This window comes from Acinetobacter sp. CIP 53.82 (assembly GCF_000369465.1).
GTDB classification, from domain to species: domain Bacteria; phylum Pseudomonadota; class Gammaproteobacteria; order Pseudomonadales; family Moraxellaceae; genus Acinetobacter; species Acinetobacter indicus.
The window spans coordinates 1,008,494-1,025,267 of record NZ_KB850045.1 but is presented as its reverse complement, the minus strand read 5'-3'; the positions used below and the strand labels follow the sequence as shown (position 1 = coordinate 1,025,267).

Annotated in this window: 13 protein-coding genes; 3 read left to right on the top strand and 10 right to left on the bottom strand. The window is 47.0% G+C overall.

Annotated features, from left to right (window positions below):
• The 8 genes from F905_RS05395 to plsB form a co-directional block, all read right to left on the bottom strand.
• Positions 1 to 363 (bottom strand): NirD/YgiW/YdeI family stress tolerance protein, encoded by a 363-nt coding sequence (locus F905_RS05395; protein WP_005178170.1) that lies wholly within the window; start codon positions 361 to 363, stop codon positions 1 to 3.
• Positions 364 to 567: 204 nt separating this feature from the next.
• On the bottom strand, positions 568 to 1,806 hold the full coding sequence (locus F905_RS05390; RefSeq protein WP_005178169.1) for a mechanosensitive ion channel family protein: 1,239 nt from the start codon (positions 1,804 to 1,806) through the stop codon (positions 568 to 570).
• 177 nt (positions 1,807 to 1,983) lie between these two features.
• Positions 1,984 to 2,517, bottom strand: coding sequence for a DUF2058 domain-containing protein (locus F905_RS05385; protein ID WP_005178168.1), 534 nt, complete (start codon positions 2,515 to 2,517; stop codon positions 1,984 to 1,986).
• Positions 2,518 to 2,532: 15 nt separating this feature from the next.
• Positions 2,533 to 3,207 (bottom strand): YoaK family protein, encoded by a 675-nt coding sequence (locus F905_RS05380; protein WP_005178167.1) that lies wholly within the window; start codon positions 3,205 to 3,207, stop codon positions 2,533 to 2,535.
• A 35-nt stretch (positions 3,208 to 3,242) separates the two neighbouring features.
• Positions 3,243 to 4,436: a serine/threonine transporter SstT gene (gene sstT / locus F905_RS05375; protein WP_005178165.1), complete on the bottom strand. Its 1,194-nt coding sequence runs from the start codon at positions 4,434 to 4,436 to the stop codon at positions 3,243 to 3,245.
• Positions 4,437 to 4,666: 230 nt separating this feature from the next.
• A complete protein-coding gene (locus F905_RS05370) occupies positions 4,667 to 6,391 on the bottom strand; it encodes a SulP family inorganic anion transporter (RefSeq protein ID WP_005178161.1) in 1,725 nt (574 codons plus the stop codon).
• A 73-nt stretch (positions 6,392 to 6,464) separates the two neighbouring features.
• Positions 6,465 to 6,782, bottom strand: coding sequence for an ArsR/SmtB family transcription factor (locus F905_RS05365; protein WP_005178157.1), 318 nt, complete (start codon positions 6,780 to 6,782; stop codon positions 6,465 to 6,467).
• A gap of 161 nt (positions 6,783 to 6,943) precedes the next feature.
• Positions 6,944 to 9,439: a glycerol-3-phosphate 1-O-acyltransferase PlsB gene (plsB, locus tag F905_RS05360; protein WP_005178156.1), complete on the bottom strand. Its 2,496-nt coding sequence runs from the start codon at positions 9,437 to 9,439 to the stop codon at positions 6,944 to 6,946.
• 298 nt (positions 9,440 to 9,737) lie between these two features.
• On the opposite strand from plsB, the gene cysK reads away from it, so the two are divergent.
• A complete protein-coding gene (cysK, locus tag F905_RS05355; RefSeq protein ID WP_005178153.1) occupies positions 9,738 to 10,736 on the top strand; it encodes a cysteine synthase A in 999 nt (332 codons plus the stop codon).
• 54 nt (positions 10,737 to 10,790) lie between these two features.
• Here the strand turns inward: cysK and F905_RS05350 are convergent, their stop codons facing one another.
• Positions 10,791 to 11,798, bottom strand: coding sequence for an ABC transporter substrate-binding protein (locus F905_RS05350; RefSeq protein WP_005178152.1), 1,008 nt, complete (start codon positions 11,796 to 11,798; stop codon positions 10,791 to 10,793).
• 2 nt (positions 11,799 to 11,800) lie between these two features.
• Positions 11,801 to 12,388, bottom strand: a complete 588-nt coding sequence (locus F905_RS05345; protein ID WP_005178149.1) for an ANTAR domain-containing response regulator — start codon at positions 12,386 to 12,388, stop codon at positions 11,801 to 11,803.
• 444 nt (positions 12,389 to 12,832) lie between these two features.
• On the opposite strand from F905_RS05345, the gene F905_RS05340 reads away from it, so the two are divergent.
• Positions 12,833 to 14,173 (top strand): MFS transporter, encoded by a 1,341-nt coding sequence (locus F905_RS05340; RefSeq protein ID WP_005178146.1) that lies wholly within the window; start codon positions 12,833 to 12,835, stop codon positions 14,171 to 14,173.
• A gap of 31 nt (positions 14,174 to 14,204) precedes the next feature.
• Positions 14,205 to 16,751: a nitrite reductase large subunit NirB gene (gene nirB, locus F905_RS05335; protein WP_005178140.1), complete on the top strand. Its 2,547-nt coding sequence runs from the start codon at positions 14,205 to 14,207 to the stop codon at positions 16,749 to 16,751.
• Positions 16,752 to 16,774: the final 23 nt, after the last annotated feature.

Genomic DNA, 16,774 nt, shown 5'->3' with positions numbered 1-16,774 from the left:
TTACAGAATTTCAATCTCGACCACATCAATATCGGTTGGTTTATAACGGTGTGTATCCACTTCACCGATCAACCGGACTTTTTTCCCGGGATTCAGAAATTGTGCCGGTATCGCCAGATCATGATCAATTTCGACATGGATAATGCCGGTCTGATCCTGAAGCTGGTACATATCGTCTTTAAGATGTTCATGAATGGTACCATACACTGTAACCGGTGTTTTATCCGCGGCTTTCAGTGCCTGCGCAGTAGTCATAATATTTTTTGCTGCTTGCGCAATAATTTTCTGGCCATCATCAGCAAAGGCAGGAGCTGAAAGTGCAAGCAGAACACTGGCCAAGATCAACTGCATTTTAATTTTCATGCAGGATGTACCTCTTTCTTTTATAAGCTTAATTTCAGTATACGTAAAAACAGCGTGCTGCAATGCTATGTCATTGTAAACATCAGCGGGCAGTGTTTAGGTAAGAAAGAACAGGGAAATGAGCCTGATACATTTGATAGGGAAGAGGAAAAAGAAAACCCACCAAGCGGTGGGTTCTCATGTGTTTAGTTTCAGTCGAAAAACTTAAGATGCTTTAAACGAATCTTTAAAATCGGTTCCAGATGGCGCCTGATACACCTGTAAACCAAACTCCGGAATAATTGCCAGTAAATGATCCATAATATCTGACTGGATATTTTCATACTCTTTCCAGACCGTGGTGTTGGTAAAGGCATAAATCTCCAGTGGTAAACCTTCGCTGGTCGGTTGTAGCTGACGCACCATCAGGGACTGGTTTTTGCTAATCCCTGGATGCTGCTGAAGATAAAACTCAACATAGGCACGGAACGTCCCCAAGTTGGTCAGACGACGATGATTGTACTGGGCATGGTTGTTCAGTTGCTGGTTAAACTTTTCCAGTTCTTCTGCCTTGGTATTTAAATACTGATCCAGCAAAATAAATTCTTTCAGCTTGGCCTGTTCCTCAGCGCTCATGAAATGCACGCTGCTCTGATCAATATGAATCGAACGTTTAATCCGGCGCGCACCGGCTTCCTGCATACCGCGCCAGTTTTTAAAGGTGTCGGTAATTAATTTATTGGTCGGAATGGTGGTAATGGTCTTGTCAAAGTTCTGTACCGTGACGGTATGTAATGACATATCAATGACATCACCATCGGCATTTAAAGACGGCATTTCAATCCAGTCTCCTAAACGCACCATGTCATAAGAGGCAATCTGTACCGAAGCCACCAGCGATAAAATCGTATTCTGGAACACCAGCATCAGCACCGCAGCCATGGCACCAAAACCGGCCAGCAAGGTGAATACATCTTTTTTCAGGAAAGTGCCCAGAATCATCAGACCACAGACAATAAAGATAATCAGCTTGACCAGCTGCAAATAGCCCTTAATCGGTTTATTGCGTGACTTAGGATTACGCTGGTAAATCAGATTAAAGATATTCAGCAATTCGCCAATGGCTAGGGCAATGGTCAGGAAGATAAAGGCCTGCGCGCCCATCTGCACAAAGGTGATGGCTTTATCGGACAAATGCGGAACGGTGGTAATCCCGTTCATGATCACAATCGCCGGCACAATATTGGCAATACGGCGGATAACGCTGTGTTCGGCAATAATTTCGTTGTGGGCAAAAGGAAGTTTGGAAATAAGCTTGCGAATGCCGCGTACCACCACTTGCTTGGCAATAAAATTGGCAATAATCGCCAATAAAATCACAATACTGAGAGATGACAGCATTTCTAGCCATGGGTATTGATCTATCCAGTCTTGCAGATTCTGGATGACGTCAAACTGTTCCAAGTGATCCTCGCTTAATTCATTTTAAAAATGTGATAGAGTTTAAAGGTTTATATTTAAATTTATAACCTCTAATAAAATTTTTATACATATCCTGTGCATCCGCTTACGTTCAATCGTGTCTGAATCACATGAAACGGCCCATAAAAAACCGGCCTAAGCCGGTTTCCTTTGTAATGCTTACCACATCAGGTCATCTGGAATGACATAAGCTGCATACGGATCTTCTTCATCGGTGGTATCTGCGTTGCTTTGTGAATTATTCACCAGAATAAAGCCTTCCATTTTCTGGTTAATACGCTCTGCCAACGCTTTTGGCAAGAAGGCATAACCGTCATTTTCCTTGGCAATCACCAGACTTCCGGCCACCAGTGCATTATAAATCTGCTGGTTGATGTAGACTTTTTTAATGGTGCCATCAATAAACTGATACACGCTGTCGCCATCGGTGTCGCGGATTTTATGCTGGTTGATCATTTGCATGATGGCAGCTTTCAGCTCTTTTTCCTGCAAGGCGGCTTTTTTCTCTTGTTCCAGCGCCTGATCACGGGCCATTTTCTGCTGTTTGTCCTGCTCGATTTTGGCTTTTACTTCAGCATCTTTACTCACACCTGTGCGCTGCTCATGTACGGCCTGTTTAGACAGTTTTTTAGCCTTTTTATTATCGACTAAACCTGCTTTGAGTAACTGTGCCTGTAATGCATTTTTGACCATGAGAAAATGTCCGAACTATTTCTGAAAATGTCGATAACGAAAATAAATCACCCAGTACACCAGACTTAAGCTAAAGCTTAAAGCCACCGGCACCAGGAAAGAGTTTAATTGTAATAAAGGATAAACCGCTGTCGCAACCAGACCGCCAATAAAGAAGCCAATTAAAATCAGCAGGTGCAAAATCACCCGGCGTTTGCCAACATGCAGGCCACGCACGCGATAGCCCAAGGCCAGACCCAAATCGGTCAATACCCCGGATAAATGCGTGGTCCGGATGATGGTGCCTTTGTAATAGCTGATCATGGCGTTTTGAACGCCCATCGCTACACAGGCCCAGAGCAATGCATAACGCGGGAAATACGGCAGTAAAATCCAGCACAGCAGAATAAAAATAGCCACTAAACTCAGCGGCAGCCCATAACGGCGTCCGAGGAGAAAGTGGCTATTTCCCAAGATAAGTCCACTATAAAATGAACCAATCACATAACAGACAACGACCAGAAACAGATAAATTACCTGTGACCATTGCCAGTCCAAAAGTGCCATTGCCAGCATGCTGACATTACCGGTCATGTGGGAAACGGACTGGTGCAACACAGTCACCAGTCCTAGAACATTAATGATTCCTGCATTCACAGAAAGAAAAAATGCACCCAGCTGAACCCAGAGCGGTAATTTTTGAAATGGCATAATTCATTGATTAATCAACAGACGTAGTGCATATATTAACGCAAACTACGATCAACTGCGGCAGTAAATAATACATCGGTAGATGAGTTTAGTGCAGTTTCAGTTGAATCCTGCAACACGCTAATCACCATACCAATGGCCACCACTTGCATAGCGATGTCCGATGAAATTCCGAACAGGCCACATGCTACCGGAATCAGCAGCAATGAACCGCCGGCCACACCTGATGAACCACAAGCCGAAACTGTTGCGACCACGGATAAAATCAGCATGGTGCTAAAGTCAACCTGAATGCCTAAAGTATTTACCGCCGCCAGTGACAGCACAGTAATGGTTACAGAAGCACCAGCCATGTTAATCGCAGCACCCAATGGAATGGCGACACTGGCAGTTGATTCCTGTACCCCTAAACGCTTGGCCAAATCCAGGTTTACCGGAATGTTAGCGGCAGAGCTACGGGTAAAGAAGGCGGTAATGCCACTTTCACGTAAACATTTGAATACCAGTGGATACGGATTTGAACGGGTGACAAAGCCCACCATCATCGGGTTAATCACCAGCGCCACAAAAATCATGGTACCAATCAGCACAGTTAATAATTGTGCATAGCTAACCAGCGTACTCATACCCGATTCGGCAAAAGTCACCGCCACCAGACCGAAAATACCAAACGGCGCAAAGTTAATGACCAGACGGATCACTTTATTCACAGCATCTGCAGCATCGGTCAGGAAGGCTTTGGTATTGTCTGTTGCATGACGGAAGGCCACACCTAGAGCCACAGCCCAGGCCAGAATACCAATAAAGTTGGCTTCACTAATTGCTGTTACCGGGTTAGCCACAAAACTTAATAGCAGATTCTTTAAAATCTCAGCCAGACTGCCCGGTGGTTGCATGTCGGTATTGGCCGGAATATCCAGGAACAGCGTGCTTGGGAACAGGCTGCTGGCAATTACTGCAGCCAGGGCAGCCAAGAACATACCTGCGGTATACATCACCATAATCGGGCGGATATGCGCACTATGGCCAACCTTGAAATTGGCAATAGAGGATAACACCAGGACAAACACCAGAATCGGTGCCACGGATTTAAGCGCTTTAATGAACAAATCGCCGAGCAGGCTTAAGTAGGGCGCAAATTGTGGAAAAGCCACCGCAACTATCACGCCTAAAATGATAGCGATCAGAATTCGAGTGACTAAGCTCAAGCGCAGAAATGCTGAGAACATAGGAAGGCCTTGTCTGAATTACGGACAATATAGGGAAAAATTAGCGATGTATTTTATACCGAAAATTTAAATAGCTTACAAAAAAAAATCATATAAAAATCAAATGGCTGTTTTTAAATAGAATATTCGAAAAATTAAGCTGTTCAAAAGTCATGATTTTTTTATATTTTTATGCTTATGCCTGCTTTTTAGGGCGAATAATTGCCTGAAAAGCAGACAGGATCGACATTTTAGGTGATGTCCGGACTCAGCTCACGAATGGCCTGATAATGGGTCAGAAAAATTTTACCGCTTAAATGATTCAGTAATTTAGAGCGTTGCAGTTTGTCCATGACCGGGCCTTTGACCTCGGAAAAATGCAGCTGGATATTCAGTTTTCTCAGTTCATTGTCCAGATCTTCCAGCATTTCCAGCGCACTTAAATCAATGGCACTAATACTGGAGCCGTTAATTACCACATGCTCCAGTTCAGGTTTCTGGCTGACTGCATTAATCAGGAAACCTTTTAAGGTATTGGAATTTAAAAAGGTCAGGTTTTCATCAATCCGGATCGACAGCACTTTAGCTGAAGTAATGACCTGATGACGCTGGATATTACGGAAATGTTGGGTGCCTTCAACCAGTCCAATTTCGGCAATATGCGGCCGGCTAATACGCCACAGCAGCAGAATAAAGGTTGAAACAATCCCGATAATCAGCCCGGTAGAAATATCAATAAATAATACGCCGAAGAAGGTAATCCACATCGCCAGACCATCGGCCTTGGAATAACGCCAGGTGTCGATAAACGGTTTTAGTTCGACCAGTTTCCAGATTGACACAATAATGGTTGCCGCCAGTACAGTCAGCGGCAGATCACGGAAAAAGCCGGTGAAATACAGGCTGACCAGCACAATAAATAAAGATGACAACACGCCAGCCATGGAGGTTTTGGCACCGGCATCAGCATTGACCACGGTACGTGAGAGGCTGCCGGTCACCGGAAAGGCTGAACTGAGGCCGGCCCCAATATTGGCTGCACCCAGGGCAATGAGTTCCTGATTGCTATTCAACTGGCTCCGCTGTTGCAAGGCGGTGGCCTGGGCAATGGATAATGACTCCACAAAGCTGATCATGGCAATCATCGCGGCGCCGGGTAACAGTTGCAGTACCAGCTCCAGATTCCACAACGGCATCGACAGCGCCGGGAAACCGGAAGGAATTTCACCGACGGTTTTAATACCGACCTGTTGCAGATTGAAAGAATAGACCAGCGCAATGGAGACCACCACCAGCACCAGCGGTAAAGATTTAATGATAAATCCGCTGGCCCCGAGGCGCTGTTTGACTGCTTCCAGATTAAAAAACTTCGGCATGAAGACCAAAAACAGAATGGATGCGATACCAAAGATCAGGCTTTCCCAATGCATCAGGCCGATATATTCAAAGACACTCAGCACAAATTCCGGAATATTGTTGGCTTGTAGCGGCACATTAAACAGAAACTTTAACTGGCCCAGTGCAATCAGCAGCGCCGAAGCAATAATAAAGCTTTTAATAACTGGATGGCTGATCAGCTGGATCAGGAAGCCAAAGCGTAGCATACCGAGCAGAAGGGAAATGACTCCAACCATCAGCGCCAGCAGACAGGCGGCCTGAATATACACTGGCGAGCCGACTTCAAATAAGGGATTTAAAGTGGCAAAAGTCATCATGGAGATGATGGCCACCGGGCCAATCGAAAGCGTAGGACTGCTGCCGAAAAAGGCATAGATGATCATCGGCAGTACACTGGCATACAGTCCCATCACCGGTGGAAGACCAGCCAGCATGGCATAAGCCATACCTTGCGGCACCAGCATCGCAATGACAATTAGCGAGGCCAGCAGGTCAGATTTCAGGGTCACGGTATTATAATGTTTTAACCATTGCCAGGCGGGTAAACGATCGAGCAGGCGTGACTTAAAATCTAACATATAAAAATCTAAATCATAAATTTAGATATATTATGCATAAAAAATGCTAAGAAATCTGCCTATGCAAAATTTATTAAAGTGGGGTAGCCGGGCAATACAGTCGATAGAGCGTGCTGAGAACTTCAACCAGTTTCGGATCTTTAATGGTGTAATAAATCTGTTTACCGTCTCGGCGGGTGTTCACCACATCACTTTTACGCAACATCATCAGCTGTTGCGACAGGGTCGGCTGGCGAATTTGAGTAATTTCCTCAATTTGCGATACATTCAACTCTTGTTGGGAAAGATGGCAAAGAATCAATAGACGGTCGGTATTGGCAAGCGATTTTAAAATCGTTACGACAGTTTCAGCAGAATCACGCATTACGTCTATTTCAAGACCATCACTCATAGTTAATTTCTCTAAAACACGTTGCTGCTAGTATAGAGCGAGTCGGGGCAAAGCGCTGAATAAAAGCGCCAAAACCCCATTGTTTTTTGTGAATAAATATATCAAATTAACTGATAAGATCGTGTGATTAGTATCACAATAATATCTGAGAATCTGATACTTTATTTTTTACTATACTCTTTAAACTGTTTGATTTCTTTCTCAGAGAACAGCAGCTTATCTGCAATCTGCTGTTGCAGCTCAGGGGCATACCAGCCCAGATAATCTGATATTTCTGTATCAAATTGTGGTTTCAGTTGTAACTGCTGACCTTGCATCTCCAGCAGTCCAAGCTGTTGTAAACTGCCCATAAAGCTCTTTAACGTGGCACTGTCGAAGTAATAACCGCTGTTTAAATTGCCTGACTCTGCCAGCCGTTTAAATACGGTTTTGGCCATTTTTTCCAGCGCTTTTAAATCTAACTGATACGGCTCGGCATATTCCTGCAATAACTGGCTAATCAGCACAAAGTTGTTCAGGCTGCTGCGTGCCAGCGTTGCCAGACTGTGCATTGGATGTGTTGCTTGGAGTTCAAGCAGCTGAATGTTCTCCGACACCTCAATCCAGCCCAGTTGCTGCATGCTGCTGAGAATACGGTCAATCTGCGCAGGAAGTTCTGTGGCCGACCATTTTAAAAACAGCTCCGATTTCAGGAATGGATATAAGCGGCTGACGTGCTGCTTAAGCTGCGCTGTGGTGATCGCCGGCATATCCTGCACGAGCAGGGCAATCAGCGCCGGTAAGCTTAAGCAGTGCAGAATATTATTACTAAAGTAGCTGAGTAAAATACGCTGACTCTCGGCCACACGAATCCAGGTCTGGTTATCCTGCTGATAATGCTCGACCTGTTTCAATTTCAATGCATATTCAATAATTTCCGGTGCCGACAGCTGGGTGATAATCATCCGATCATCATAATGCGTCGCTTTAAGCAGCTCACGATATTGTTCAATTTGGCGCAGTAAATCATCCTGGCTTAAGGCATGTTGCGGTGCATTCAGCAAGATGGTGGAAATCAGCGAAATCGGGTTAATTACCACCGCTTTATTGATATTTTCCAGAATTTCCCGTGCTGCCTGATCAACCGTGTTGATGACTGGACGTGGCAATTCATCATGAATTGAAAGCTGAATCTGATCGGCCTGATTCTGTTGCAGAATATTGTCCAGGAACACCGGTTCGCCGAAGTTGACATAGACCTGGCCAAATACTTTTTCAATTTTCCGCGCCGAGTTCAAAATGCCCCATAACGATTCGGCTTCTTTGGGCTTGCCATTCAGCTCATTTAAATAAGAGGTGCCTTCCATCAGCTTTTCATAGCCGAAATAGGTTGGAATAAAGGCAATCGGTTTGGTGGCACCGCGTAAATGGCTTTGTACCGTCATCGACAGCATGCCTTTTTTCGGCGGCAGCAATAAGCCGGTACGGGAACGGCCGCCTTCAATAAAATATTCCAGCGGGGTATTGCGTGACAGCAGGCTGTGCAGATATTCCTTAAATACCGAGGTATACAGCGCATTACCGCTAAAGGTACGGCGAATAAAATAGGCACCGCCACCACGTAAAATTTGCCCGACCACCGGTAAATTCAGGTTAATGCCGGCTGCAATATGCGGCACCATCAGGCCACGGTTAAAAATTACATAGGACAGCAGCAGATAGTCAATATGACTGCGATGACACGGCGTATAGACAATTTCATAGTCTTTGGCCAGTTCACGCACGGTATCGAAATGATGCACTTCAATCCCGTCATAGAGCTGGGTCCAGAGTTTGGTCAGTGCCAGCTCGGCAAAACGTAAAGTCGAATAGGAAAAGTCCGATACAATTTCGGTCAGATAGCTTTTGGCACGGTTTTCTGCCTCAAACATGCTGACTTTTTTATCAATACTTTCTTTACGAATCGCCTGTTGCACCGCCTCGGTTTTCATTAGTTTATTGATCAGGTTGCGGCGGTCGGACAGGTCAGGGCCTAAAATGGCTTCTTTATATTGGTTAAAGTTCTGGTCCAGGGTTTGCACCACAAAATGCGCCGGAGAAAAGTTCGGGCGTTCGGTCTGCGCAGTTTCCAGCAAAGCTCTTAACGATACCGGCTTGTGAAACTCAATATAGTTTTCACGGCCATATAAGGAAATATTCAGGGTTTGTTTCAGCTTGTTCGGTTTGGCCCAGGCATCGGCAAACAGCGCTTTAAACCAGGAATCTTCATATTCCGGCGCACGCCCCCAGAGCACAGTTACCGGCACTAGCTGCACATCCTGATCCGGATGCTGCTGCAAGGCCTCAATTAGACGAATCAGTCGGGCTGAATAATGATAGCTGTCATGTGGCTGATCCTGCTCATTCAGTGCCAGCATCGAGTTATCTTCATTGTACTGGCCTAAAATCAGCGGTGAAAATACCGAAGGCAGACCACGTGCTTGCGCTTCTTTATCAATCAGTACGGTATTACTTAAAGAAGCGTCTTGCAGTACATAGCAGATACGGGTATGTAGCTGATTCTGCGCCAGATTCTGTTCCAGTTCGCTGGTGCTGCCCAGGACTTGCGGGGTCACAATCTTATCTAGAATTTTTTGCGTCAGGTTACGATAAAGTCGGCTGTAACTCTTGTTAGACATTGCATTCCCTAAATATTTTCATGGGCCGGATGGGCTGTTTTTACAGTAGAACCTGAGGCCGGTGGGCTGACACGGTTGTCAGTCAAGATCAAAATTGAACTAAGTTTACAGCGATTTATAGGCTGGACTGAATAGATTTCATGGAGTGATCACCTAATTTAACGAAAAACTGGCCGTATTTGTGTGAAACTTATTCAGTTTTTATTGTAACCAATCTTAGAGAAATCGAATTTTAAAATTTAAAGAAGCCTGTATGATAGAAGGCGAGGTAAATGAAAAAAGACTTAAGGAAAACATGATGACAACAGATGCAGCTTTTACCGCCCCTGACAATTTGGGGATTGCGGTTTATGCCAACAATGCCGAAGCCATTGGTAATACGCCATTGGTGCGCATTAATCGTGTCATTGGCGGGGGAGCCAATGTATTTGCCAAAGTGGAAAGCCGTAATCCGGCATTTTCCGTCAAGTGCCGGATTGGTGCGGCAATGGTGGCCGATGCAGAACAGCGTGGCGCGCTTAAAGCTGGCATGCATATTGTTGAGCCAACCAGCGGCAACACCGGTATTGCGCTGGCTTTTGTAGCAGCAGCCAAAGGTTATCCGATTACTTTAACCATGCCGGCCAGCATGAGTATTGAACGCCGTAAAGTATTAAAAGCGCTGGGCGCCAATCTGGTATTGACCGAACCAGCCAAAGGCATGAAAGGCGCGATTGAAGAAGCCGAGCGTTTGGTGGCGGAGCAACCGGATGTCTACTTCATGCCGCAGCAGTTTGAAAACCCGGCCAACCCGGACATCCATGAAAAAACCACCGGGGTAGAAATCTGGCAAGCCACAGGCGGTCAGGTCGATATTCTGGTTGCCGGCGTGGGCACGGGCGGTACGCTTACCGGTATTTCGCGTTATTTCGAAAAAGTGCAGAACCAGCCGTTGTATTCGGTGGCGGTTGAGCCGGCAGAATCGGCCATTATTGGTCAGGCCAAACGTGGTGAAGCGATTAGCCCGGCACCACACAAAATTCAGGGTATTGGCGCCAACTTTATTCCTAAAAACCTCGATTTAGACCTGGTTGATGAAGTCATTGCCATTCCAAGCCAGGAAGCAATTGATTTTGCGCGTAAGACAGCAACCCAGGAAGGCATTCTGGTTGGAATTTCCAGTGGTGCCGCAATGGCGGCTGCGGCACAGCTGGCTGCACGTCCGGAAAATGCCGGTAAAAATATTGTGGTGATTTTGCCAGATGGTGGCGAGCGCTATTTATCTTCAGTGCTGTTTGAAGATATTTCTGCCGACTAAGTCTGTCGACTGCAAAAATAGCCATAAAAAAGCTCGCCATCGTTGCGGGCTTTTTTATTCGGCGTGACCTGAGGGTAGCGGATAAATACAGCGTTGACTGACCGCAGAACTCTCCACCTCGGGCACATCCAGCGCATCCCATTTCAACATTTGTTCGGTGAGCCAGACAAAATCCTGCGCTTGCGGCTGGGCTGACGATTCATCCACCAAACTGCGAATAATATTCTGAATAAAATAATAGCGTTCGACATGGACCTGTGCGGAACAAGGAAACTGGATGATGCCGGCCTCATTTAGCATTTGCCAGACTGCTTGTACATCTTCCAGCTGGTGCAATTCGGCTTGCGCGCGCTGAATGGCAGAGGTCATGGCATTTAAGGTATTCGGATGCTGGGCGGCCCATTCTGCGGTTACCGCCAGCACTTTATCGGCCACTTGCGGAATAACCTGCTGACCCGAGAGCAATATTTTAGAATAGCCCTGTAATTCGGCCTGGGTATTCCAGGGTTCGCCAACACAAAAGCCATCAATCAGCTGCTGGGAAATCGCTTCGACCATATATGGCGGTGGCAGCGTACTGAGCTGAATATTTTTCGCCAGGATCGGGTCGGCCAAGGCCAGCCATTCTCTTAAACAGTAATGATGAATCGAGGTGTGAAACACATGCGCCAGTTGTATCGGGCGTTGCTGATGCGCGTTTATCAGTTTTGTGGCGATGTGTGCGGCATCATCTTCCGACTGGATGCCCAGTTCAAAACACAGCGATTGACTCAGGCTGATGTAAGCCTGATTGGTACTTAGCACCAGCGGCGTTTGCAGCGGAATCCCCAGTTGGTCGGTGCCGAGCGCCGCCGCCGGTAACATGGCCGACAGGCAATGCGCGGCATCCATAAAACCAAAGGCCAGCCGGTCTCTTAAACTGGCCCAGGACGGTTCTTTTAGCAGTTCGACATTGAGGCCGGCATCGGCAAAAAAGCCACGCTGTTTGGCCCATAAAATGGCGACGCAGTCGAGCAAAGGAATATAGCCAATCTGAAGTTCAGTTTTTTCTAAGTTATGCATGGCTAATCCTTAAATTGGTTTTGCAGGAGTTGCTGGGCATCGAGCAGGCGCCGTGCCATTTCACCAATGGTCATCCGGTGGCTCATGGCATTTTTGCGTAGCAGGCCAAAGGCATCTTCTTCGCTTAAGGCATGCATCTGCATCAGCAAGACCTTGGCTTTTTCGACATCTTTACGGTCGGCCAGTTTGCCTTTGGTTTCTTCCAGATCGTGCAGCAGCTTTTTGTGTTTTTTAAACTGCTCGATGGAAATTTCCAGAATGCTGTCCAGCTTGGCCGGATCAATCCCATCGACAATATAGGCAGTAACACCGGCATCAATGGCATTTTTGATGGTGTCTTTGTGGCTGTTTTTGGTGAACAGCACGGTCGGTAAATCAAACTGGCTGACGCAGCTTTCAATAATGTCCCGATGCGGATGGTCCATATCCAGCAGAATTACATCGGCATGCAATTGCTGTAAATGGAACATATTGGAATGATTGATAATTAAACAGGCAACCACCTCAAATTCATGCTGAATCAAGGAGGCTTTGATGAACTCTGCGCGCTCGAGATCATCATCAATTAACGCGATTTTCAGTTTTGGCATGCAACTCTCAATAGAGTCTGTACAACGAGTGCTTTTAATAATGCAAAGATGGTGCCAAACCCAAATTTATTGAAATAAAACCTTTAAAATCAAAAATTAAATCTGAACTTAACAGGAAGATGCACTTGCATGAAACAAAACGCACCAAGATAAGGCAGGGGACTTCAAAAAATAAAACAGGAGGCTGCCAGAACCGTAAAATTGGGATGCCACTCGCATCTGAATACCTTCACCCAGCATAGATAACCCTCAAAACCCAATAAAAAACAGCAAGCTAATGGGCTTTTCTAAAAAGTTGGCACACTATCTGCATTATTCCAGCTGAGTCAAAGAAGACTCCCAAAATTTGAAAGACGGCCAACGACGTCCGCTCTGTTCGAATCTGTTATGCAGCTATCCGTATAGCAGGTTAACCCACACGTTCAGTTCAGGTAGGAGATGGTTATGTCTTCAAATTTGCAAGCGAATAAAGCGACAAAAATAAGTCTATTTAACTTTAAAACTTCAGCGATGAGAGCCTTCCATATGAGTTGGCTCGCATTTTTTGTCTGTTTCTTTGCCTGGTTTGCCTGCGCACCGTTAATGCCAGTCATTGCCGGCGAGTTCAACCTAACCAAAGATCAGATTGCCAATATCAATATTGCTGCGGTGGCCATCACCATTCTGGTCCGTTTAATTGTCGGGCCGCTGTGTGATAAATACGGCCCGCGCAAAACCTATACTGCTTTGTTAATTATCGGCAGTATTCCGGTGTTTGGGGTGGCGGCTTCCAACAGTTATGAATCTTTCCTGTTTTTCCGTTTGCTGATTGGCGCCATTGGTGCCAGCTTCGTGATTACCCAATATCACACCAGCATCATGTTTGCACCGAATGTGGTGGGAACAGCCAATGCCACTACGGCAGGCTGGGGCAATGCCGGCGGCGGCGCGACCCAGGCACTGATGCCTTTGCTGTTATCTGCCTTGGTCATGTTTGGGGTCGAGCAGGCCATGGGCTGGCGTATTGCCTTGCTGGTACCGGGCATCATGATGATTATTGTCGGCATCCTGTACTGGAAACTGACTCAGGACTGTACCCAAGGCAACTTTAAAGAGTTACGCGAACAGGGCATTCAGGTCGGCAGCGACAAAAAAGGCGGTATGGCGATTCTGCTGCATGCTGCACGTAACTACCGCGTCTGGATTTTATTTGGTGCCTATGCTGCCTGTTTCGGGATTGAAATCTTTATTCACAACATTGTGGCGATGTATTACGTCGAACACTTTAGCTTTGGCCTGAAAGAAGCCGGTATGGCGGCGGGCATCTTCGGTTTGCTGGCCCTGTTTGCCCGTGCATTGGGCGGCATTGTCTCTGACAAGGTGGCACTAAAAAGCGGTCTGGATGGGCGTACCAAAGTGCTGTTTGCCATGATTTTAATGGAAGGTTTGTTCCTGATTCTGTTCTCGCAAATGAACAGCGCCATGCTGGCCATTTTAGTCATGACCATTTTTGCCCTGTTTACCCATATGGCCTGCGGCGCGACCTATGCACTGGTGCCATTTATTGACCGCGACGCACTGGGCGGCGTGGCCGGCATTATTGGGGCAGGTGGGAACGTCGGCGCAGTCGCCGCAGGCTTCCTGTTAAAAGGCGTACTGGATATTCAGACCTGCCTGATGGTTCTGGGCGGACTGGTGGTAATTGCCGCAAGTTTTGTCCTGATGATTCGCTTCTCGGTGGAGCATAAAGAAAAAGAACAACGCCTATTCGAACAGGCCATTGTTGAACGCAATAACGCAGCCTAAGCCAACACAGAATATTATTGAGGAGAACTGTATGAAACTTGTCATGATTGGCCACGGTATGGTCGGCCACAAATTTATCGAATCGGTTTTGGAAACTGCGGGCGATGAAGTTGAAATCACCATTTTGGCAGAAGAACCGCGTTTGGCTTATGATCGCGTACATTTAACTGAATACTTCACCGGCAAGTCTGCCAAAGACCTAAGTCTATGCCGCAGTGACTTCGCCGATGCCTATGGCATTGATCTGCGCCTCAATACCAAAGCCACGGATATTGACCCGGTACATAAACTGGTCACCACCAATCAGGGTGATGTGATTGCCTATGACAAACTGGTACTGGCGACGGGCTCTTATGCCTTTGTGCCACCTATTCCGGGCAATGACCGTGAAAACTGCTTTGTTTACCGCACCATTGAAGATCTGGATGCAATTAAAGCCGCTAGTCTGACTGCCAAATCCGGTGTCGTGATTGGCGGTGGGTTGTTAGGTCTGGAAGCAGCTAAAGCACTACGTGACTTGAATCTGGAAACACATGTAGTCGAGTTTGCGCCGCGTCTGATGGCGGTGCAGGTTGATGACCTGGGCGGTAAGGTGCTGCGCAGCAAAATTGAAGATCTGGGCGTGAAAGTCCATACCCAGAAAGCCACCTCCTCAATTGAAGATGGCGCGTCGGCCAAGCATGTGATGAAGTTTGGTGATGGCGCTGAACTGGAAACCGATATCATCCTGTTTTCTGCCGGGATTCGTCCACGTGATGAACTGGCGCGCCAAAGCGGACTCAGCATTGGCGAGCGCGGCGGGATTGTGATTAATGATTACTGTCAGACTTCCAATCCGGATATTTATGCGATTGGGGAATGTGCGCTGTGGCAAAACAAGATTTACGGTCTGGTCGCACCGGGCTATGACATGGCTCGAATTGCCGCCAAGCATGTGATGCAGCAAAACCCGAACTGCTTTGCTGGCGCCGACATGAGCACTAAATTAAAGCTGATGGGTGTGGATGTGGCATCTATTGGTGATGCACATGCCATGACTCCAAATTCACTCAGCTATTTTTATGCCGATGAAGATGCGCTGATCTACAAGAAAATTGTGGTTAATGCGGAAAAAAACCGATTGCTGGGTGCGGTGCTGGTTGGCTGTGCCAAAGAATATAACGATCTACTGCAAATGATGCTGAATGGTCTGGCAGTTCCAGAACAGCCAGAAAGCCTGATCATGCCGGGCTTTGCCGAGTCAGGTGCCAAAGCCGGTGGCAGCGGTGTCGATTTGCTGCCAGACAGCGCCACCATCTGTTCCTGTAATAACGTGTCTAAAGCCGATATCTGCCAGGCGATTGAAGCCGGTTCAACTTCACTCGGTGCACTGAAGAAATGTACCCAGGCCGCAACTGCTTGTGGGGGCTGTGCACCTTTAGTGACTCAGGTATTAAAAGCCGAATTGCAGCGTCAAGGGGTGACGGTCAATAACCATCTTTGTGAACACTTTGCCTATTCGCGTCAGGAACTGTATCACCTGGTGCGTGTGAACGAGATCAAGACTTTTGAAGATTTAATCCAGCAACATGGTCACGGTCTGGGCTGTGATATCTGTAAACCAACTGTGGCCAATATTCTGGCCTCCTGCTGGAATGACTTTGTGCTAAAACCAAGTCATGCCGGCCTGCAAGATAGCAATGACTACTATCTGGGCAATATCCAGAAAGATGGTTCTTATTCGGTGGTCCCACGAATGGCCGGTGGTGAAGTGACTCCAGATGGCCTGATTGCCATTGGCCAGATTGCCAAGGAATACGGCTTGTACACCAAACTGACCGGTGGTCAGCGCGTGGATATGTTTGGGGCGCAGGTACATCAGTTACCGGAAATCTGGCAAAAACTGATTGATGCCGGTTTTGAATCGGGTCATGCCTACGGCAAGTCACTGCGTACCGTGAAATCTTGCGTGGGTAGCACCTGGTGCCGTTATGGCGTGGATGATTCAGTTGGCTTGGCGATTTTCCTGGAAAACCGTTACAAAGGCCTGCGCTCTCCACACAAACTGAAAATGGCCGTATCGGGCTGTACCCGTGAATGTGCCGAAGCACAAAGTAAAGATGTGGGCGTGATTGCCACTGAAAAAGGCTGGAACCTGTATGTTTGCGGTAACGGTGGCATGAAACCGCGTCATGCCGAGCTGCTGGCTTCCGATCTGGATACCAGCACCTTAATCAAATACATCGACCGCTTCTTTATGTTCTACATTCAAACCGCAGACCGTTTACAGCGTACTTCGGTTTGGCGCGACAACCTGGAGGGCGGGCTGGATTATCTGAAAGACGTGATTGTGCACGATTCCTTAGGTCTGGCCGAAGAACTAGAACGCCGCATGCAGCATGTGGTGGGTACTTATCAGGATGAATGGCGCACCGCGATTGAAGATCCGGAAGTACGCAAACGCTTCAAGACCTTTATCAATGCCAAAGCTGAACAGCAGCACGATCCACACATCCAGTTTGCCACCGAGCGTGGGCAGATTCGCCCGAAAACGGCAGCCGAGCGTGATGAAAGCCGGATTCCGGTGATGCAGGCATAACCTTCAAGATCAAGACGCATCTT